Origin of the sequence: Psychrobacter glacincola (genome assembly GCF_904846215.1) — a bacterium.
Taxonomy (GTDB): domain Bacteria; phylum Pseudomonadota; class Gammaproteobacteria; order Pseudomonadales; family Moraxellaceae; genus Psychrobacter; species Psychrobacter glacincola.
Genome location: NZ_CAJGZK010000006.1, coordinates 92,105 through 113,659, shown reverse-complemented (window position 1 = coordinate 113,659; position 21,555 = coordinate 92,105). Strand labels below are relative to the sequence as shown.

At 43.4% G+C, this 21,555-nt stretch carries 18 protein-coding genes; 6 read left to right on the top strand and 12 right to left on the bottom strand.

Annotated features, from left to right (window positions below):
• Positions 1-45 precede the first annotated feature (45 nt).
• The 4 genes from pyrE to JMW90_RS05415 all read right to left on the bottom strand — a co-directional run bounded on the left by pyrE (position 46) and on the right by JMW90_RS05415 (position 4,979).
• Positions 46-762, bottom strand: a complete 717-nt coding sequence (gene pyrE / locus JMW90_RS05430) for an orotate phosphoribosyltransferase (protein ID WP_201562044.1) — start codon at positions 760-762, stop codon at positions 46-48.
• A gap of 85 nt (positions 763-847) precedes the next feature.
• Positions 848-1,864, bottom strand: a complete 1,017-nt coding sequence (locus JMW90_RS05425; protein ID WP_201562043.1) for a hypothetical protein — start codon at positions 1,862-1,864, stop codon at positions 848-850.
• 103 nt (positions 1,865-1,967) lie between these two features.
• Positions 1,968-2,807 (bottom strand): SDR family oxidoreductase, encoded by an 840-nt coding sequence (locus tag JMW90_RS05420; RefSeq protein ID WP_201562092.1) that lies wholly within the window; start codon positions 2,805-2,807, stop codon positions 1,968-1,970.
• 48 nt (positions 2,808-2,855) lie between these two features.
• Entirely contained in the window at positions 2,856-4,979 is a 2,124-nt protein-coding gene (locus JMW90_RS05415; protein WP_227691868.1) for an Lnb N-terminal periplasmic domain-containing protein, read from the bottom strand.
• A gap of 217 nt (positions 4,980-5,196) precedes the next feature.
• Here JMW90_RS05415 and ampD point away from each other — a divergent pair, with 217 nt between their 5' ends.
• The 3 genes from ampD to JMW90_RS05400 all read left to right on the top strand — a co-directional run bounded on the left by ampD (position 5,197) and on the right by JMW90_RS05400 (position 8,238).
• Positions 5,197-5,787 carry a 1,6-anhydro-N-acetylmuramyl-L-alanine amidase AmpD gene (gene ampD / locus JMW90_RS05410; protein ID WP_201562042.1) on the top strand — a complete coding sequence of 197 codons (591 nt, stop codon included), beginning with the start codon at positions 5,197-5,199 and terminating at the stop codon, positions 5,785-5,787.
• 154 nt (positions 5,788-5,941) lie between these two features.
• Positions 5,942-7,492: a murein biosynthesis integral membrane protein MurJ gene (gene murJ, locus JMW90_RS05405; protein WP_201562041.1), complete on the top strand. Its 1,551-nt coding sequence runs from the start codon at positions 5,942-5,944 to the stop codon at positions 7,490-7,492.
• A 122-nt stretch (positions 7,493-7,614) separates the two neighbouring features.
• Positions 7,615-8,238 carry a hypothetical protein gene (locus JMW90_RS05400; protein ID WP_201562040.1) on the top strand — a complete coding sequence of 208 codons (624 nt, stop codon included), beginning with the start codon at positions 7,615-7,617 and terminating at the stop codon, positions 8,236-8,238.
• Positions 8,239-8,277: 39 nt separating this feature from the next.
• Here JMW90_RS05400 and JMW90_RS05395 read toward each other — a convergent pair whose 3' ends face one another.
• The gene (locus tag JMW90_RS05395; protein WP_201562039.1) at positions 8,278-8,913 is read right to left on the bottom strand and encodes a GNAT family N-acetyltransferase; all 636 of its coding nucleotides are present in this window, start codon (positions 8,911-8,913) and stop codon (positions 8,278-8,280) included.
• 282 nt (positions 8,914-9,195) lie between these two features.
• Between JMW90_RS05395 and ribF the strand changes: the two genes are divergently transcribed.
• Positions 9,196-10,209, top strand: coding sequence for a bifunctional riboflavin kinase/FAD synthetase (ribF, locus tag JMW90_RS05390; RefSeq protein WP_201562091.1), 1,014 nt, complete (start codon positions 9,196-9,198; stop codon positions 10,207-10,209).
• 114 nt (positions 10,210-10,323) lie between these two features.
• Here ribF and JMW90_RS05385 read toward each other — a convergent pair whose 3' ends face one another.
• From JMW90_RS05385 to JMW90_RS05370, 4 genes are all read right to left on the bottom strand, one after another.
• Positions 10,324-10,563: a DUF2789 domain-containing protein gene (locus tag JMW90_RS05385; RefSeq protein ID WP_201562038.1), complete on the bottom strand. Its 240-nt coding sequence runs from the start codon at positions 10,561-10,563 to the stop codon at positions 10,324-10,326.
• 306 nt (positions 10,564-10,869) lie between these two features.
• Positions 10,870-11,859, bottom strand: coding sequence for a malate dehydrogenase (locus JMW90_RS05380; RefSeq protein ID WP_201562037.1), 990 nt, complete (start codon positions 11,857-11,859; stop codon positions 10,870-10,872).
• 291 nt (positions 11,860-12,150) lie between these two features.
• Positions 12,151-12,768 carry a ribonuclease T2 gene (locus JMW90_RS05375; RefSeq protein ID WP_227691867.1) on the bottom strand — a complete coding sequence of 206 codons (618 nt, stop codon included), beginning with the start codon at positions 12,766-12,768 and terminating at the stop codon, positions 12,151-12,153.
• Between the two features lie 633 nt (positions 12,769-13,401).
• Positions 13,402-15,624 (bottom strand): lytic transglycosylase domain-containing protein, encoded by a 2,223-nt coding sequence (locus JMW90_RS05370; RefSeq protein WP_201562036.1) that lies wholly within the window; start codon positions 15,622-15,624, stop codon positions 13,402-13,404.
• Between the two features lie 475 nt (positions 15,625-16,099).
• On the opposite strand from JMW90_RS05370, the gene miaB reads away from it, so the two are divergent.
• A complete protein-coding gene (gene miaB / locus JMW90_RS05365) occupies positions 16,100-17,578 on the top strand; it encodes a tRNA (N6-isopentenyl adenosine(37)-C2)-methylthiotransferase MiaB (RefSeq protein WP_201562035.1) in 1,479 nt (492 codons plus the stop codon).
• 406 nt (positions 17,579-17,984) lie between these two features.
• Here miaB and argE read toward each other — a convergent pair whose 3' ends face one another.
• The 3 genes from argE to JMW90_RS05350 form a co-directional block, all read right to left on the bottom strand.
• A complete protein-coding gene (gene argE, locus JMW90_RS05360; protein ID WP_201562034.1) occupies positions 17,985-19,235 on the bottom strand; it encodes an acetylornithine deacetylase in 1,251 nt (416 codons plus the stop codon).
• Between the two features lie 35 nt (positions 19,236-19,270).
• The gene (locus JMW90_RS05355; protein WP_201562033.1) at positions 19,271-19,753 is read right to left on the bottom strand and encodes a nucleoside deaminase; all 483 of its coding nucleotides are present in this window, start codon (positions 19,751-19,753) and stop codon (positions 19,271-19,273) included.
• A 374-nt stretch (positions 19,754-20,127) separates the two neighbouring features.
• On the bottom strand, positions 20,128-20,793 hold the full coding sequence (locus JMW90_RS05350; protein WP_201562032.1) for a UPF0149 family protein: 666 nt from the start codon (positions 20,791-20,793) through the stop codon (positions 20,128-20,130).
• A 233-nt stretch (positions 20,794-21,026) separates the two neighbouring features.
• On the opposite strand from JMW90_RS05350, the gene JMW90_RS05345 reads away from it, so the two are divergent.
• Positions 21,027-21,470 carry a hypothetical protein gene (locus JMW90_RS05345; protein ID WP_201562031.1) on the top strand — a complete coding sequence of 148 codons (444 nt, stop codon included), beginning with the start codon at positions 21,027-21,029 and terminating at the stop codon, positions 21,468-21,470.
• The last annotated feature ends 85 nt before the right edge of the window (positions 21,471-21,555 follow it).

The window sequence follows — 21,555 nt, the reverse complement described above, 5'->3', positions numbered from 1 at the left end:
CTATGTCAGCATGCCAACAATATAGCTAGCAACGACGGCGCTTAACTATACGCCGTACTGAGCACGATAGTGCTGCATTTTTGCAAGTTGGGTCGCATTTTTGTTCGGATGACTGCCCTCTGCCAAGTAGCTGATTACATCATCAATATCAACAAGGGCAAGCACTGGCACGTTTAAATTTGCTGCCAGTTCTTGAATCGCCGAGTGCTCAGCCAAGCCTTTCTCTTTACGGTCAAGCGCCACAATAATGCCAGCAACACTCGCGCCTGCTTGCTCTAAAATCTCAACCACTTCACGCATCGCTGTGCCAGCAGTAATCACATCATCCAATACCCAGACTGCCTTGCCTTTGACATTAGCGCCCACCAGATTACCGCCTTCACCATGCGTTTTGGCTTCTTTACGGTTGTAGCCCCAGTTGGCATTGATACCATGATGTAACCATAAAGCCTGTGCGGTTGCTGCCACAAAGGGAATACCCTTATAAGCGGCACCAAAGATAACCAGTTCTTGTGCGCCTTTACCCTCATTTGTAGTAGCCATCTGCTCAGTCACTTTTTCAGCTAGGGCATCCGCATAACCACGCGCTAATAGCGACAACATCTCACCTGATGCAAGCAAACCTGCATTAAAAAAATACGGGCTAATGCGACCAGACTTTAAGACAAACTCGCCAAACTTTAAGACTTGGTTGTCTAACGCCAGTTGAATAAAGGCATGAGATGAAAATGGGACATTGTTAGCGTATTGGGCATGGGGCATTAGAGAATTCCTATGAACAAAAAGAAAGTTTGAAAATGATTATTTTGAAAATGATTGTAATGAAGCACATTATAGGCGTTGGCGCTTAACTTGACCAACCATTGATATCATAATCTTGCATATTGGGATAGCGCGTCAAAAGACCACAGCGTGATGAGAGATTAAAATAACCGTGACCGTCCTGACTTACTTGTATATCCAAACCTAAGTGATGAGCAGCAACGATCACATGACCTGCAAAAATTCGAATTTGCCGATAGGCATGACGCTGAGTAGGCTCACAAATACTCTGACTGAGTAAATAACTGCGAACATACTGGCAAATTTGCGCGGCGCTATAACTATGATTGATACTTTTGCGACTATTACACTGCTTTAAAGCATAGACCGCAACGCTACACGCCATAATATCGGTAGCCAAACTGCCCTCGCCGGTGTCAAACTGCTGCGGCTGCAATATCACATGCCAGTCATCCGCATACATACTACTCAACAGCTCATCAGGATTATAACGTTTGGTCAGGGCGCGCAGAGACAGTGCAGCAGATACTTTGGCTTTAGCGGTGTCTTTCTTATGATTATCTCCTTTACTGTTTAACTCATCTGTACCATCTGCTGACAAAAACCCGTAACGATTTAGCTTTGGATATGCTCGAATAGCTTGCTGAATATCTGACATATCGAGCAAAACCATCTCATTTAACGAGGATAGTAGTGGCTGCTCGCTATGAGTGTGATAAAAACCATCAGGTAGCGCTACCAATTTCGCAGCGCTTAGTAACGATAAATGCTCCGCCAATGTCTCTGAAGCAATAATATCCCATTTCGATAAACTGCCCTTATCAGGCTGATAAAAACGCGCAGCATTGCCGTATAAGCGGCGAAGCTGACCATTTAGGCGTCGCGCTGGTTCTGGAATATCCGTTAGCGGTCTTGCAGGATCTAGTGGTGATTGCGTGGGGTCAAAATTAGGATGCACAATGGCGGGCTGGTTACTATTGGGTGAAGCAGCTAATTGCTGCGCATGACTGTGTGCATACTGACCATCTGCCGCAAAATCAGTGCTGAGTAAGCCATCTTCAGAAATAAAAGGCTGGGTCATAAAATTTTCCTAAGTGAGCGCCCTTACAAAATAGCACCCATGAACAATATATTTAAAAATGTATTTAAGGGCTATAGCGGCTCTATCAATGCTATCAATGCTATCAATTTTGATGACGCAAAATATCTTCATATCCCACTTGCCAATCAGGATACGTCAGCCACGCTAACGGAATATTGCTATGTAGCCGTTTCCCGCTTATAGCAGTATTTTTATCGTCAAGTACTGGTACCGCTTCACCTAATTGCTCACATAGCCAAGTGGTCAGCGCAAAGGAAGTCACTGGTAGATAATCGGTTGCAATATAAATAGGCTTTGTTTCTTCTATCGTCAATACCTTGGTAATAACAGTCACCAAATCAGAGTCCATAATGCGATTGGTCCACGTGCCAGCTGCTATCGGCTGTTTTTGTGGCGCTTTGGCTTTGCGCACACGCATTAAGCGCTCGCGTCCATAAATGCCACTTGGACGGATGATGATTGCTTTATCATCAAAACCTTGTTGCAGCATTTGCTCTGCTTGCAATATCACTTGTGACGCTTCGCGTCTAGGCAGCATCGGCACGGTATCTTTATCGATCCATTCGCCATTATCTTGCCCATAGACACCCGTTGAAGAAATAAAAACAATGCGCTGAAGATTGGATAGTTTATCCGCAAGCACTGCTAAATGCTGATTAATCGCCAAATAGCTGTTGTGATAACCACTGGTTGAATACTCATCAGGGGTGACGATAATCGCAATATGAGTAAAATCTTGCAGCTGCTCCGCCGTGAGCGTCAACGCATCGGCTTGCATAAACCTAGCTTTATCAATCAATGCGTAATTCTGACGTTCTCGACGTGCCAGCCCAGTGACGTTTAAGCCGTCTTGCGCAAGTTTATTGGTCACTGGCAATCCAATATCACCTTGACCGATAATTAATATATTGTGCGTATTCATCATAATTTCTGCCTGCCTTTCATATGCTACTTAAAGTACTGTTGGCTACTAGAAATAGCGGCGATATGACAACTGAACATCGTCGTTGGCATCAATGCGATCTTGCCATTCATAATTGGCATTGATACGTAATGCTTGCTTTTTGTCGATATCGTATTGCAGCCCTAAGCTTGATATCGGCTGCCAATAATGACCACGGACGTTAGAGCCATCGCTGCTGCCATGATACCAATATGGCAGTTGCAATTCAGCCTGCGCGCGTAACTGATTGTTAATCTGGTAACGACAACCAGCGTTCACGCCTGCGCCGACACGAAAGCCTTTATTGATACCACGTCCCGTTTGCGCGGTACCTGCCAAAAAGGTATAGCAGAGCTGCGGCGGCATCTCGCCTGTACCTGCACTAGGCGTGCCAAATGCCCATGACCATCCTGATTCATAGCCCAAGCTTCCAACTAAATGATCGCTACCGTCTTGCTGCGAGCCATCGTTTACGCGCGTAGCCTCGATACTCGCGCCCCAGGTTTTGCCCTTTTTGGCAGAATTGACGGGATTAAAAGAACGCCCTTTAATGACAGTCAAATTCTGTAACAGCACACTTTTTGGCTGATTGGCTTTATCATTATCTGTGTCATACAAACGAAAAGTCGCCGCTGCACCTTCTAAATCAAAAAACTGCGGAAAACCAGATGGACTATCAAGGGTATCGTGATAGCCTGCGCGCACGCCAAGATCAATGTAATTGTTATCCCCGCGCTGACCGATGCCAATATGTCCCATTTGCAGCGAATGTCTATTAAGAGGATTGGTATCTGAGACCGCAATCTGATGATTGAGTAACGTCTGACCATCGGCTGACATACTCGAAACCGTATTTAGCTGCGCCGACTTAATCTCATTAAGCGACTGTTTTGGATTGTTATGATAGCCGAGCTGATCACGCTGCTGTTTGATTTTATTCAATTGTGCTTGGCGTAAGGTACTATCAGCCGGCGTATAGTTGGTGCTGGCAAGCAAACCTTCTTGATTCAGTAGCTGTACCACGTCTGATGGAATAACGGCATAAGGCAACTGACTTAACAAATGCTGCTCTGGACGTACCACATCTATCAAGCGCAAAATCTCAGAGGCGCAGTTGTCGGTGGTAAAATAATAGGGCAGTTTTACATCTTTGGTCTCCCAAACATGCAGTATGATTTGCTCTACTTCCTCCGGGCTCAAGTCCAATCGATACGTCCATGCATCACGCTCATCGTCTTGCAGATAATTGGCCAGTTTTTTTGGATAAGGGTCAATCTCAATCAGATTGTTATAGCCACCCGTCATAGATTTGATGGTGTACAGTACAAAGTTATCCTTGGTATCACCATCGACCGTATCATTTAGCGCATAAGCATGATGAATTTGGCTTGGGTCAGCCACGCTTGCTTTTGAGTCGATACGCAATAAAGTATGAGCAAAAGCAGACTGAGGATTGTCTAAGTACTCTTGCGCAAACATCATAGACAGCTGCTCAGGTGCCAGTTTTTGCATCCATGCCGTCAGCTCTGGACAAGTTACCTGCATCGCTGAATTATCAATGCCCAATGTCTCGCTCAACCACTGCGTACGCGCTGGAAAACGGCATAGCGCAGAGTTACTATTACTAGCTTCGGCAGCATTATTAGCTTTGGCATTATTAGCTTTGGCACTATTCGTTGTCTTAGCCATCTCATCAGCGAATGCAACAAGCATGGCATCAAGCTCAGCAGCTGAATCCTCACGCCCATTTGGGCTCAAAAAGAAACGAGCGTTATCGACCGTGCTGATGTTTTTATTTTTGCCAAACAAGCCTTTTTTGTCATCAGAGAAATATAATAAGCGGCGCCATGTCGTATGCTGGGCAAGATTTTTTATCTGAGCCTGCTCACGCCATAAAGTCAGCAGCTGTTTGGCATCGGTTTCAGCAACTGTTTCGGCTTTGGCTTTAGCATTGTTATCGGTATCGGTATCGGTATCGGGATTAAGGGCAAGCTCACCAGTTGTGACCAGTGAAGCAGGCGTTGGTAAAAATGCCTGTGCTTGCGCAGTTAGTAGCAGTCCAGCTATCGCCAAGGGCAAACGTGCATACCGGATAAGCGGTATTGGCATACCATCTAGCGCAATACGATTTAAAACTGAGTGTATAGACATAAGTAAAATCTCGCACTATAAAGGTGGTACGCTTATCGCGTGACGGACGCTCATTAAAAATTTGAACATTTATTAGTAACAATAGACTGTTAGCAAAATATTATTTGCGTCTCTCTTATTTATACTGAAATGACGATATATTTGCTATTTATTTATACAAAATTTATGATAAAACGCATTTTTCTGCTGATTAATAACCATGATAAAAGAGAGCATTATGTCTATAGCATCATCGATGACTATCAACGAGGGTCAATTATCAGCAGCCACTTGGCTTGCATCTCCGAACGCTAATAAACGACCTAAAAACACCAGCATTGATACGATTGTTATTCACAATATCAGCTTACCGCCTAACGAGTTTGGCGCGTGCGGCGATGGTGGCAGCCACTACGTCAAAGCCTTGTTCACCAATCAATTAGACTGGGACGCCCATCCTTATTTTCAGACGATAAAAGGGGCTGAAGTTTCCGCACATTTATTTATCGAGCGTGACGGTACGATGACGCAGTTTGTGAATTTTAACGAGCGTGCATGGCATGCCGGCAGGTCGAGCTATCTTGGTCGAGCTGAGTGTAATGATTATAGCATTGGCATTGAGCTTGAAGGGTCTGATTTTGTGCCCTTTAGCGCGCCGCAATATGAGGTATTGGCAAAAGCAATCGTCGCAATCTATGACGCGTATCCCAAAACCCGTCGGCATCTGACCGGTCATAGTGACATTGCTCCCGGTCGCAAGACTGACCCCGGTGCTTATTTTGAATGGACAAGATTGCGTGAGATGATTGCCCGCCTTCTTGATACTTAAATCTTATTTTAACTAAGGTAAAGGTATTATTGATAACAGACTCCCTATTCAATACATTTACCTAGGTTATGAAAGTGCTATAATCTGTCAGTTTTTTTGACTCTTGTAAATCAGCAAGCAACCATCACTAAACAAATTGGCAGAATAGGTTCTCATGGCAAAAAGTCGGTTATTTCGTTCAACCATGGTAGTCAGTAGCATGACCATGCTGTCACGTATTTTAGGTCTGGTACGCGATATTGTCTTATTAGGCGTCTTTGGCGCTGGCGGTCTGATGGACGCCTTTTTGGTTGCCTTTAAGATACCGAACTTTCTGCGACGCCTTTTTGCTGAAGGCGCGTTCAGTCAAGCCTTTGTACCTGTTCTATCAGAATATAAAGAAAAATACAGCTTACGAGAAGTACAGATATTAGTCAGTCGTACGTCAGGCGCGCTGATGTTAATTTTATCGATGCTTACTGTAGTGGTTATTTTAATGGCACCGTGGGTCGTGACTTTATTTGCGCCCGGTTTTGCCGATCAACCTGATAAGTTTGCGATTACTGCTGAATTGCTACGCCTGACCTTTCCTTATTTATTGTTTATCTCAATGACAGCCTTTGCCAGTGGTATTTTACAAAGCTACGGACGTTTTGCGGCACCTGCCTTTGCACCCGTATTGCTCAATCTGTGTATGATTGGTGGTGCACTGGTTTTTGCACCTATGTTTGAGACGCCTATTATGGCGCTCGGTTACGCGGTCGCTATCGCCGGTTTATTACAGCTCCTACTGCAATTGCCACAGTTATCCCAGCAAAAACTACTGGTGATGCCCAAAATCGACTTCCAGCATGAAGGCGTCAGACGCATATTAAAGCTGATGCTACCGGCTATCTTTGGGGTATCGGTTACGCAGATTAATCTATTATTAAATACTATCTTTGCCTCTTTGATGATTGGTGGTTCAGTCTCGTGGCTATATGCCGCTGAACGTATGAGCGAGTTACCCCTTGGTTTAATTGGTGTGGCAATTGGGACGGTTATTTTGCCAAGCCTATCAAAAAGTGAAGCGCAAAGAGATGATGTCAGTTTTAAAAAGACCATCGATTGGGCAGCCCGCTTAATTATTTTAGTCGGCGTGCCTGCCTCAGCAGCACTGTTTATACTGTCAGATGTGCTCATGCAAGCGCTATTTTTACGCGGCGAATTTACCTTACGTGATGCGCAAATGAGTTCTCTAGCCCTAAAAAGTATGGCAGGTGGCATTTTAGGCTTTATGCTAATTAAAGTCTTTGCCCCTGCTTTCTTTGCCCGTCAAGATATCCGCACACCCGTCAGAATCGGTATTATTTCCGTTTTTGCTAATATGATTTTTAGTGTTATCTTTATTGGGATATTTTACTTTCTTGAAATTCCATTACATGGCGGTCTGGCACTTGCAACGACTGGCGCATCATTTGTAAATGCAGGCTTACTGTATTACTTCTTGCATCAGCGTGATATTTTTCGTTTTGGCAGTCACTGGAAAAAACTGTTTGCGCAGTTTGCGATTTCCACCACTGCCATGGTCGCCGTGCTTTATGTCATGCTACCGTACTTTCCAGCCGATAAGGCACAATGGCAACGTTTGGTTGCGCTACTGATTATGTGTGTGGTCGGTGCAGTGATTTACGGCGGCGTGTTATTGGCAACAGGTTTCCGTCCGCGCCATCTGAAACATGGTTAAAAGCACTAGATAAATTATTGGCTTACCAAACCAAAACAAGCGCAATATGAGAATTGACAATGAATGATGTTGATAATTGCCATAATAGCTCATTGTTTAATCACTCACTATTAAGGTTTTATATGACAACTCAGCAGCTTAACGCCCGACGCTTACCTAAGATTATTGCGACTGCTTTACTTGGCTTTTCTCTATTGAGTACTGGACTACTGATAAGTGGTTGTAGCAATAGTGATAATGTAGAGACCAATCAAGCGAAAGAGACGACAGACAGTTCATCTGCCGTAGATACCGCTAAGAGTACGGATGATGTCGCAGCTAATGCTGATGTTAATAGTATACAAGAAGAAAATACTACAGCTAAAACAGATACCGACATTGTTAGTCACGATATCAGCCCTATCGCAGCCGCTGTAAAAGAGCCAAGTATACTAACCAATCGAACACAAGCCGGTACGCCAGAAAATACCGTAAAACTGGCGCTTGATACCTTATATTATGGCGACGTTAAAAAAGCGGCATCATACTATAAAGTCGATATGGAAAATTTCGCTGAAGAGTTGAAAAATACTCAGTTTGCCTTTAAGCAGACGGTTGAAGCGGTCACTATCATTGACACCAAGTACAATAGCGATAAAACAAAAGCCACGGTCACAGGTGAGCTGAGATTAAAAGGTCAAAGTGAGCCTGCACCTTTGGCTTATGAGCTGCAAAAAATCAATGGCGAATGGAAAATATTGGGGTAAAAAATGCTGGTCTAAAGCAGGAATGTAACCATAGTCATCCTAGCTATTATTGTCATTGTCTATCACACGTTTACCCAGCATCACCACATCGGCGATAAAGCCATCCATATCACAGACTTGTGGCATCAAACCCCATTGCTCAAAGCCGAGCTTACGAAATAACCCTAAGCTTGGCTGGTTATGGGCGAAAATAAGCGCAGCGACATTATGAATACCCAAGCTTGGTGCTTGATGCAACATCCAGCGTGCCAATAGGCTGCCCAGCCCTTGACCATGATAGTCGTTATGAATATAAATGCTAATCTCGCTGCTGATATGATAGGCCGGACGCGCATACAAATCGCTAAAGCTGCCCCATGCAACGATTGGCGAACCTTGTTTTTGTATGCCAGTTTCCATAGCTATATCTGCCATTCTAACGACATAAATAGGTCGCGTTGCACTATCGAGATGTTCTGCAAACCAAGCTGCGCGCTCTTCATAAGTCACTGCTGTTAGATTGGCTGTCGCCTGCTTGCCCGCAATACTTTGATTATAAATGGCTAAAACTTCTACTAAATCATTTGCTACTGCGTACTGCACAATAGATTTATCGCCAAGCTTATTGGTTAATGTCGGCAAGTTAGTATGACCAAAAACAGGTTTAGCATTTGGGTTGGCTGTTATCATAGACATAACACCTCCGTAATGGGTTATTCATCGTTAATGGTTTGACCATCCTATAAAGCGAGCTCTAGGTAGTCAAGCAAGCTTCAGCTGAGTAAAATAACTATGCTGTCAAACGGATAGCAACGTTCTGCCATTATCAGCAGACTATAGGATGTTAGTGTGGCTATTTTACTTTATAATGGCTGATTTTAAACACATCGATTTTATATCCAGACGTGTTTTTATTTTTCATCTGGTTTCATCTATCATAGCTGAACATTTATGAATACCTATTTTCTTGAACAATTGATGACCTCGCCAAGCGCGCTGCCTACCAATACCAGTCCAGTAGCTTTAGCGCCCTGTGTACTGACCATCGGCAATTTTGATGGTGTGCATTTGGGTCATCAAGCGATGCTTACTCAAGTACGCGAACTTGCAAAGGCGCGTAATCTTGGCTCTGCTGTGATGATATTTGAGCCACAGCCAAGAGAGTTCTTTGCTCCTGCTGCTGCCCCTGCCCGTTTAACCAATCTTGCCGAAAAACAAGCGCTATTAGCAAAATATGGTGTTGAAACCTTGATTGTGGCAGGCTTCGACAACGAATTTCGCTCATTGTCAGCGCAGGCATTTGCAGATATTTTAGCACAGCGTTTAAATGTACAAGCATTGGTACTGGGTGATGACTTTAAGTTTGGGCATGATCGTACCGGCGACAGTCAATTTCTGCGTGATTATGGGCTACATGTGACCAATCTAGATACGATTACTGACGATAATCATAAAGCAGCACGCATCAGCTCCACTCGTATTCGTGATTTATTGTTGGCAGGTGATATCGATGCGGCTAATGCATTACTTGGTCGAGAGTATGCTATTACTGGCACGGTCGTTGACGGTGATAAAATTGGTCGCACCATGGACTTCCCGACCGCTAATATTGACTTAAAACGTATTAAGCCTACCTTACATGGCATCTTTGCCGTCGATGTGGTTAGCCTAGATAATAATGGTAATGTTATAGCAGACGGTTTAGAGAAACGTGCAGATAATGACCATAAAGGTATATCAGGTTTGCAGCCACATAGCCTATTTGGTACTGCTAATATCGGCACCAGACCTTCTGTTGATAAAACCCACGAGTGGCGCTTAGAAGTGCATTTTCCAAAGCTGCAAGCCGACTTATATGGTTTAACCTTGCAGGTGCGCTTTTTGCATTATTTGCATGGTGAGCGCCATTACGAGAGTTTGGATGCACTAAAAGAAGGCATTCATCATGATGTACAACAATTGATTGAATGGCGAGCAAAACAGCCTAGCTAGCACTTAAACGACACATTTTATATTTAGAATATAGAAAAGAAAAAACCCACAGTCCTATACTTATAGAACTGTGGGTTTTTCCTTGAGCTTATCTGTTTTTAAATTTATCCGTTTTTACGCGTCTGGATGCATACGAACATTTAGCTCATCAATAATTTCAACCCATGCAGCATCTTGCGTCCACTCTTCTTGTAAAAACATACGTTGACTGTCATTCCAAACGTCAGACTTTATCAACTCTTCGTTTTTAGCCAGTTGATGCTTTTCAATAAAGCTATCGATCGCTTCATCAGAGCTATCCAGTCCCAACTGAGCGAATAGCTCATTCATACTATATTCAGGTTCACCTAACATACTTTTTCTCCTTAAATGCTACCAGTTTAATTGTCTTTATTATTTAAAATACTCTACTTATTGTAGCAAGCTTTCTTTTAAAAGCTGTTATTCAACGTTAAGCCAACGTTATCAATTATGTTAACGGCTCGCTGTACTAGGGCATGTCTCCAACTCAATCGATAATCATCTCAATGGGTCAAAAAATTGTGATACGCCTTAGTAATAAATTAAATACTGAGTCTTAAGATATAAAAAAGCCCTCACATTTTAGGAGGGCTTTTTTTAATACTAATGTTTATATGATAGCTTTAGTAAATTATCTACTTACGGTAGTAAGTGTGCTACTGCATCACGCTCTTCGCTAAGCTCTTGCTCAGTGGCTGCCATTTTCTCTTTTGAGAACTCTGATGACACATCGACGCCGTCTACGATAGACCAGTCGCCGTTAGCGCAAGTCACTGGGAATGAGTAAATCAAACCTTTGGCAATACCGTACTCGCCGTTTGAATAGACACCCATAGATACCCAATCATTCTCATCAGTACCCATTACCCACGTGCGTACGTGTGCAATAGCTGCGTTGGCAGCAGAAGCGGCAGATGATGCACCGCGCGCTTTAATGATTGCAGCACCGCGTTGTTGTACTTCTGGGATATAAGTACCTTCATACCACGTACGATCAACCAAGTCTAAAGCGGGCTTACCATTAACGGTACAAGCAGTTAGATCAGGATACTGAGTTGATGAATGGTTGCCCCAGATGATCATTTTTTTCACATCATTAACGGTGCTGTCAGTTTTACCAGCCAACTGTGCCATTGCGCGGTTGTGATCTAAACGCGTCATCGCAGTGAAGTTACGTGGATCTAAATCTGGTGCGTTACGCTGAGCGATAACAGCATTGGTATTAGCAGGATTACCTACGACCAATGCTTTCACATCACGGCTAGCAACATCATTCAATGCTTTACCTTGCGCTGAGAAAATCGCAGCGTTGGCTTCTAGCAAATCTTTACGTTCCATACCAGGACCACGAGGGCGTGAACCTACAAGTAACGCATAATCGACGTCTTTAAAAGCCACGGTGGCATCATCAGTTTGGACAATTCCAGCCAATAACGGGAACGCACAGTCTTCTAATTCCATGACCACACCCTTTAGGGCGTCAAGTGCTGGGGCGATTTCAAGTAATTGCAAAATCACTGGCTGATCTTTACCTAACATCTCGCCAGAGGCAATACGAAATAACATAGCATAGCTAATATTACCAGCGGCACCAGTCACGGCAACGCGTACAGGCTGTTTCATTGACATTGAATACTCCCTAATTATTGATTAGATATTCACGATTCTAATTGGTGATTATCGATTTAGATAGCGACTTACTCGCTGAATACTTACTCGATTAATATAATAGCCATAAACCGGCAGCTAGTGTAGCACTTCAGTCTATTAAGCGTCTAGGTAAAGCAAGAAACCTATTCCTAACTATATTGTTACATTTTATACGACAAAGTATCGACAGTTTGTATAGCAGGATGGGGATATCTTATGCGCAAGATATCCAAATTAAAACAAGAGACAACCAGAAAAGATAAAAACGTATTACTTACCGCCTGAAATGACGAATTTACTGCCACAATTGTCCACGACATTACGACAGTTGCCAAACTCACTGCCTTCATAACAGACATGTACATCCGTCAATATCATTTGGCGCGTACCTGCCTGACAAATCAAATCAATACTGGCAGGAGTCATACCACTATTTAAGCTGTTCATTTGACCAATAAAACGAGACTTCAATACGGTATAGCTGTTACCCGTATTGAGCTCATTTGGCAGCTTTAAAGCGCCAGCATAATTGGTAATTTGGCGGAAATAATTGCTAGAGCTTAATGGACTACAGGCACCATAACGTTGCCACGCTTGGGTACGCACTGTGGTATCAGGCATAATACGGTTGACAACTTTTAACTGTAGCGGTGTGATACGCGGTTCACTACCACGTCCGCAGCGTTCTCCATAACCCATGTCTAAACCTGACACAGTCAAAGAATAACCTTCTAGACACTGGCGCATACGCGAACGCGTCGGTTGCAAGCTACACAAAGCAGGCGTCATCTCAATCATCAATACCCGCTGACCACTTTTACTCGCATTAGCCGCTTGGGCAGGCATAGCTATCATCCCTTGCAGCAATAATAATGCGGCGATACTCATAAATGTATAGCTTGTAGTATTAGGCTGTTTACTCATCATGTTCTGTCTTGCATACTTGGGTATCACTATTTTTGGCATCAAGCCCACCTTGGTTTAAAGAGATAATCGACGCCTAATTAAGCAACGATATGGGCAAATTGAGGTGTCTTTAATCATAAAAATACAAAGTATTGAGCAACAATAAAAATCAGTTTTTGCAAAGTAGCTTATAGATTTGATTAATGTTACGCAAATTGGCTAATCAGACTCAAAGCATCGATTGATTGTCTCAAAAATACCTTATAAAAAAATCACTTATAATGACAACAATGGTAGCAAAATGCCCCTGTTAATCTATAGCAAAAACGTAAACCTATATAATAGATGAATCATCTATAGCCAAAATATCCTAAAAACGCTACGGTACTGCGGGTACAAATTTTTTGCAGCCTCTGTCTGCGTAGACACAGCAAGCAAGAAAAATTGATACCAGCAGTACCTAATGTGTCGATATTACTTTTCATTGACTATATATTGACCATTGTCATTATTAAAAAAATTTGGTCGTCAAAATACGAATGCTAAGACAGCAAATTGCAGCTGTAAAAAAACCATTAACCTTTTATTGTTAATGGTTTTTTACTATTACTCAAATCAAAATGCAGCAGGTACAGTGCCCATACGCTGAGTGATTGGCTGACCATTACCCAATAAGCTGCTGTAGATGGTGGCATTTTCCATCACGTGTTTGACGTAATTACGGGTTTCAGGAAAAGCAATGGACTCAACGTACTGATCCGCTGCCAGTGAGCCATAGGTTGGCTGCCAACGCTTGGCATTGTTTGGACCAGCATTGTAGCCCGCTGTTGCCAATACAGGCTGACTGTTTAGCTTGCCAAAGATATCACCCATATACCATGTACCATAACGGATATTGGTATCGCCGCTATTGGCACGGCTTGCGCTGTAGGTCTCACCCAAATTACGAGCGATATATTTTGCGGTATCGGGCATGACTTGCATCAATCCACTTGCCCCAACATTCGAGCGTGCAGAGGCTACAAATCGGCTCTCTTGACGCATAATGCCATATGCCCAAGCAGGATCAATACCGGCAGACTGACTGTAGCGTACCACAGCATCTTGGTGCGGCATCGGATGTGATATCGCAAGGCTATTGACGTTGTCGGTATTGTCAATGGCATATATCGCACGGTCGAGCCAACCCATATCATAGGCTTGACGCGCTGCGGCAATAATTAATTTTTCATCACGGTTGTCACGTGCTTTTTTGATTGCCCAGTTCCACTCACGATTGGCATAAGCACGGCTGGCATCAGCGTTATATAACGCAAATGCACGGGCAAAATGTGGATTTTGCATGACGCGCGCCCGATCCGCGCTACTGACATTAGGTAAGTTACTACCGCCCAAACGGCTGGCATCAAAACGTTGACCCACTTTTTCTTTTGCCATCAGACCATAATACTCATTACTTTTGGCGAGATTTTGATACATTTTCTTAGCAGTATTACGCTTGCTGCCATCATTTGACTGCTCATAAGCGCGCGCCAGCCAATATTGCCATTGATTGGCTTTTTGGGTTTCGGCATCCATTCTTGAGATGGCTTCGACCACATCATCCCAGCGACTAAAACGAATCGCTGCCATGGCATAATATTCGGCTTCTTCAAGACTAAAGTCATTGTCTAAGCTATTACGGAACCAGTCGACGGCTTCAACGTTAAAGCCATCATCGGTATTGTGATTCATGCGCTGTACACCAAGAGTACGATAAGCTGCGCGGCGAGTATCATCGGTTAATAATTTGGCTGAACGCTGATTGTCTTGCTTGATATCAAACTCTAACTGCAACGCCGCCTCACGATAAGACTTTTCGGCAACACGTCCCATCGCATAAAGATACAGATATTGATTGGTTTGGCTGGCAGGCTCACGGGCAAAACGACTAAAGAACGATGAAGGATTGAGCTGAATCTCACTCAATGACGCATAAGGAATGGGCATACCTAAGCGCGAAGATAACGCCATGATATCGCCGGTTTTGCCTTTACGTAGCATACGCTTGAGGCGAGAGACTCTCTCTGAATTGCTAATCAAAGCATTGTTATTCATCTCAAGCGCTAGCTGATCACATAGAGCTGGCTGTTTTTTGGTGGTCAGCCAGACATCAGACTTGGCCGCCATAGCGCGCATGGTATCGCCGCCATTATTAAACCCAAGCGCAACGGCACATTTCTCACTGTCATCGGCATTGGTGATCAGATTTGCCACTTGGCGCACAGCAGCATAATCATTTGAACCCGCTTTGGTTTCAGCAAAATCAGCCGCTAGCTTTTCTGCCATGACCGTATCTGGATATTGGCGCACAAACTGCGACACTGCCGCAGGGCTTTGCGAATTCAAATCTACATTCATCCGCCAGTAAGTAGGATACATGGCAAATAAGCCACCGCTCATCGCTTGCTCATAATCATAAAGCGCATTGACATCACCGCGCTCTGCCGCAATGGCTGCTGCGGTGAATGAACCCACCCCATTGTCTGGTTGATAAGCACTGTTTTGATAAGCATTATTTTGTTGAAAAGTACTTTGCTGAGAACTGCTTTGCTGACTATTTGGCTGGTAACCATCAGGCTGATAGCGCTCTACTTGATACTTGCCTTGTTGCTCAGAACTGCCGCTCTCACCCCATGTCAATTCTGCACAGGCCACTTGCGAAAAGCCCAAGACACCGACTGCCGTTGCCAAGCTCAGTGCGCTTTTTTTGAGTGTCATTACTTTAGACCTCTTTTGCGTATTATTTTGATAGGTGTTTTTGTCAATCATATCAGGAGCAACCTGCGGCTTTTTCATACTGACTCTCTTTTATAGTGGGTCTTATATAATGTGTCTTAAATAATATTCTAAAAAGGCTTTTAAAAAAGTGATTCTAATCAAACGATTCTAAAATATCGGTTTAAAAAATACACGTCTAAATCGATATTTTAGACAGATAGAAATCGGCATTTATTCAATGACGCTAATAAGGTGACATTCATCATACTATACTCGTTGCACTTTCAACGATAAGCTTTACTTTTCATTAATAAATTGGAGAGCACCGCGTAACACGAAGGTGTTATTGCGCACAAATCGGCATCAATCATTATGCATCTTCGTTATAACAACATGATTACCGATAAGCAATTGATACTATTATAAATAATTGAACTTACTTATAATAATGAGCAGACGCTAACTTTTCACATTAGCGCAGGGTTGTGATAAAATATGCCACCTGTTAATCGGCTAGCCCGCTATATTTTTGGTCAATCATGGACTTATCCTTATGAGTGTTACTGTATTCAATCCCCGTATCGATGACGCTGCTGCCTCTGACATTGCTGCCGTCACCGCACTCAATGAACTAAGTTCAGCTCAAGCACCTGTAAAAGCTGCAAATAAAAAAGTATTTATAACCACCCAAGGCTGTCAGATGAATGTCTATGACTCGGGCAAAATGCTCGATGTCCTTGGCGACTCACATGGCATGGAAGTGACGCATAATATCGACGAAGCCGATGTACTGCTGATGAATACTTGCTCTATTCGCGAAAAAGCCCAAGAAAAAGTTTTTTCAGAATTGGGTCGCTGGCGCAAACTCAAAGAAAAACGCCCTGACCTTGTCATCGGTGTTGGCGGCTGTGTCGCTTCACAAGAAGGCGATAATATCCAAAAGCGCGCGCCTTATGTCGATATGGTATTCGGTCCACAAACCTTGCACCGTTTACCAGAATTGTATGACCAGTCGCACGAGCAACGTGAGATTGCGCCAAAAAACCGTATTGGTACAGTGGACGTATCTTTCCCCAGTATCGAAAAGTTTGATTTTTTACCAGAACCAAGAGTAGAAGGATTTAAAGCCTTTGTTTCTATCATGGAAGGCTGCTCAAAGTATTGCTCGTTTTGCGTCGTGCCTTATACCCGCGGTGAAGAATTATCACGTCCACTGGACGATGTATTGGCTGAGATTGATAGCTTAGCGGCGCAAGGTGTGCGTGAAATCAACCTACTTGGTCAAAACGTCAACGGCTATCGCGGCGAAAAAGACGATGGCAGTATTTGCCGTTTCGCAGAACTCTTACACTATGTCTCACACGTCGATGGCGTTGAGCGTATTCGTTATACCACCAGCCATCCGCTAGAATTCACCGACGACATCATTGACGCTTATGCGCAATTGCCAGAGCTGGTATCACACTTGCATCTGCCCGTGCAAAGCGGCTCAAATGCGATATTGGCAGCAATGAAGCGCAACCATACCATTGATGTTTATATCAATCAGATCAATAAGCTCAAAGCCATACGTCCTGATATTCACTTATCTAGTGACTTTATTATTGGCTTCCCCGGTGAGACTGAGCAAGATTTTCAAGATACGTTGAACTTGGCAAAAGAGTTAAACTTCGATCACTCTTATAGCTTTATCTACTCTAAGCGTCCGGGTACACCAGCAGCAGAACTGCCGGACGATGTGAGTTTCAAAACTAAGAAAGAGCGCTTGGCAGAATTCCAAAAAGTGATTATTGACTCAACGCTTGCTAAAACCCATGAGATGGTTGGCACTACAACTCGCGTCTTAGTTGAGCAAGTTGCCAATCGTCATCCTGATTGTCTAATTGGTACAGCAGACAATACCCGTACGGTCATGTTCCCTTACGATGTTGATAAAATGGATGAGATGTTGGGTAAAATTGTGAGCGTACGCATCACTGACTTTGTGAGTCCGCACATGGTAAAAGGCGAGATTGAAGCAGTTTTAGCTTAATCATTGGTGCAAATAAAACAGCCCAAGGCTGAGACCTGCTAGCGTCTATAATGTCCGCTTGACCCCGTAATTGATGCCATATTGAAATGCCACTAACATATTCGGACCTGGTGTCGCTGAGATAAAAAACGTACTTGCAAAATATACCGCAAATATAGTCAGGGAAAAGCAATATCGATACATCAAGTACTGCTGATATTAATTTTTCTTGCTTGCTGTGCCTACGCAGACAGAGGCTGCAAAAAATTTATACCAGCAGCACTGTAGCGTTTTTGAGATATGTTAACTATAGATGCGAAGACATCACCTAACCCCTGCTTTTTTATTTTGAACCAAATACATCACTAAAAAAACAAACACCGCCATAAAGACGGTGTTTGTTATACAAAGACCTAAGCCTCGCGGTTTATTTATCCGTAGTACAACTTTCTAATAAACGCTGTAAAAAGCTATCACAGTGCTCAATCTCAATTAACTCGACATATTCATCGGCTTTATGTGCCTGCTCAATACTACCGGGACCACAGATAATCGTTGGGATACCGCTATTCGTAAACTGCCCGCCTTCTGTGGCGTAAGCAACTTTATGGCGTTTGCTCTCGCCTGTCAGTGCGGCTATTAGCGCTTGTAGCTCGCTGCTCTCATCATCTGTCATTGCCGGTACGCTTTCTTCTTGCATCAGCTCAATGCCGGTATCGGCAGCGCGCGCTTGCATTTGTGCGCTTAATTCTGCGACTTTTGCTTGAATCGGTAGCAGAATATCATCCTGTGTCATATGCGGCAAGTTGCGATAATCAAAGGTGAACTCGCACAGATTGGGCACGATATTCGTCGCTGTACCACCTTGTATCGTGCCCACAGACAATGTTGAATACGGAACATCAAACAGCGCGTCGTTGTCATCACGATGGCTAATTTCTTCTGCTAAACTATCAACGTAACCAATTAAGCGGCTGGCATAACTGATGGCATTCACACCTGTCGCTGTCAATGATGAGTGTGCTGATTTTCCGTGGACGCGGCAGCGATAAACGGCAATGCCTTTATGCGCCACGACCATCGTCATATTGGTCGGCTCACCAACGATACAATAATCAGGGGTAATACCGCGAGCTTTTAAGTCTGCCAAAATTAAGGGTGCACCTAGACAGCCAACCTCTTCATCAAAGGATAACGCCAAATGTAAGGGACGACGCAGCTGACCTGCGTTAGACAGCTTCACCGCTTTTGGCAATAGTGTCAGCGCACACGCAATAAAGCCTTTCATATCGCAAGCACCGCGTCCGTATAGTTTGTCACCGCGAATCGTCGCCGCAAAAGGCTCAGACGTCCACTCTTGACCATCAACTGGCACCACATCAGTATGACCAGATAGCACCAAACCATGATTGACGATATTAGCACTGTTATTAGCATTGCCACCTGCTGCTACGGTGACAAATAAATTGGCTTTATTTTTGGCATCATTAAAGGTCAAATCTACGGTTAAGCCTAATTGCTCACAATAGCGTTGCACGTCTTCAATCAATGCTAAATTTGAATGACGACTGACCGTATCAAAGGCTATCAGCCTTGTGAGCCAGTCAATGCTATTCAATGGATAATCAGTATCCATTACAGCGTGAGATAAGCCATCAGTACGAGTTGATACAGTCATAAAAAATCCTTAATACGATAAAGATAAAAAGAGCCTTAGCGTCTTTGAAATGCACGTTGTTGCAGCGCTTTTACTTCTGCATCTAATCCAGCAATCGGACCTTCAACTGGCACATTTGGTGCTACCTCTTGAATACTCAATGAATTGATTGGTGATGAAGATTTTACACCCATCTCCTGCATCCATTCATCCAACTGTTTTGATGAGCTAACATACACAATGCGACCAAGCCCTGCCCACGCATGAGCCGCTGAGCACATGGCGCAATGCTCACCTGAGGTATAAACCACTGCTTGCGCACGCGTTTCTGCCGTCATGTGCTTTGCTGCCCATTGGGCAACAGCAATCTCAGGGTGATAAGTAGCATCGACGCTATTGGCGCGGTTACGGTCTTCATGCAACACTTGACCATCACCAGAGACCAATACACTCCCAAATGGCTCATCACCCGCCTCTAGAGCCTCGGTAGCAAGCTCAATAGAGCGGCGCAAATGAATCATATCATTGTCAGTTATCATCTCAGTCACCCTTTTATTGTCTTATGGCAAATCACCATCCTTGTTAGGCTATATATAGTCAGATGAAAACAAAAATGTTATGAAAATTTAAACGCGCTATTGGTATAAATTTTACTGGCGTGCTGCGTTCCCAGAGGCTGCGTAAAATTCATACCAATAGCGCTATAACACTTTTGTAATAAACTCACTATATAATCAGTCATAAATAAAAGAAATACAAATATTATCAATCACGACTGGGGTCGATTTTTCTTGCTTGCTGTAGCTAGCCGCCAGAGGCTGCGAATAACTAACCCCAGTAGTGCTGTACCCTTCTAAAACCAGATCAACTATAGTACATCATATCCTATCAAACCCTTTATGACGGATCTGACTTACGATGGATGGTTTTGATTCATCACATCAATAACAGGTGGCATCGGTTTTGGCTTAGTATTAGAAGCCTTACCTTCAGTTTGCAGCTCTTTGGTGGTTTTGGCATCGATAGCAAGACCCGCAATTAGCGCAATGTCTTTGACAGGCTTACGCTGACGAGTGGCAAAGCTCACTGGTACCATACGGGCAAACTCATAAATGTACAAATAAGACTCTTCGCCGCCTTCAAAATCTTCATCATCTTCTAAACGAATACCACCAATTTTTGCCAAATCAGTAAGCATCTCGTTTTCTTCACTGCTCAGACGACAATCAGTGATACCGAAACCTGTCATGAAACCATTTGCCCACTGTTTCAATGCCATCACGCGCTCGTATAAATCATGTTCATCATCGGGTACTAATGGCGTGTAAGAATAAGCATCGTCTTTGTCTTTTAGCTGAAATACGGTGTCTTCGGCTTCTTCGGTCAGCAAGGTCAACGCTTCGTCAGGTAGTGGCGCAAAACTCAGCTCTTCAAACACCTTGGCCCATACCTGCTCATCAGGTGCGTCGCAAGCAGTCATTAGCCCCGTCATTAGGCCATGCACCTCACTGATAGACACATCAGTCCAGTCGTCAAAAGCCTTTAGCCACGTATTCCAGCCAGAGATATTGTCATTCATAATAGATGTCCTAATAATTCATAGTTAATAATTGATGGTTCATGATTGCTTATAAAATAAGAATAAACGTAGCACGATGTTCTTGAAAAAGCAGCGATTCATAAAAGCAAAGAGATCAAGCCCACTGCTGGTAATTACTTTGTTGGTATAGATATTATGCGGTCACCTATGGCATTATTAAACGCAGACAACAACATTCATTCACGCTTATTTGTTAAGGATAAAAACTGACTATGTATGACCAACTTAGAATATTAGAAAAAATGATACTCGACATCAAAAAACAGTATCAGCTTGTCAGTGCTGAACTTAGCAGCCTCAAGCAACAACCTCTTACCGATCCAAAAGAGCTTAGCGCCCTAAAAACCAAACTTGATGGCAGCTATACAGAACGCGATGGTGTCAAAAAACAATTTCATGATCTCGATAAGCGCTATCAAAGCTTAGCTGAAGCGCACCATATGATAGGCGAAGAGCAAGATAAATTACACAAGCAAATTGAGCATCTGCAACAACAAAATCATGACCTAAAACAGCATAATAATGAATTAAAGCAGCAGTATAGCGATATCAAGCAGCAAAACAGCGACTTAAAAAAGAAAAATGAATTGGCAGCTGAGCGTACACAAGTGGTATTGCAACGCTTAACCCGTATTGATCAAACAGAAAGCCAGTAGTCGCTTATAATCGAAAGTTAGCACTATTTTCGTTAATGAAGCTCACAAACGCTCACGATGACAGCATCCCTCTTCCACTTTATTG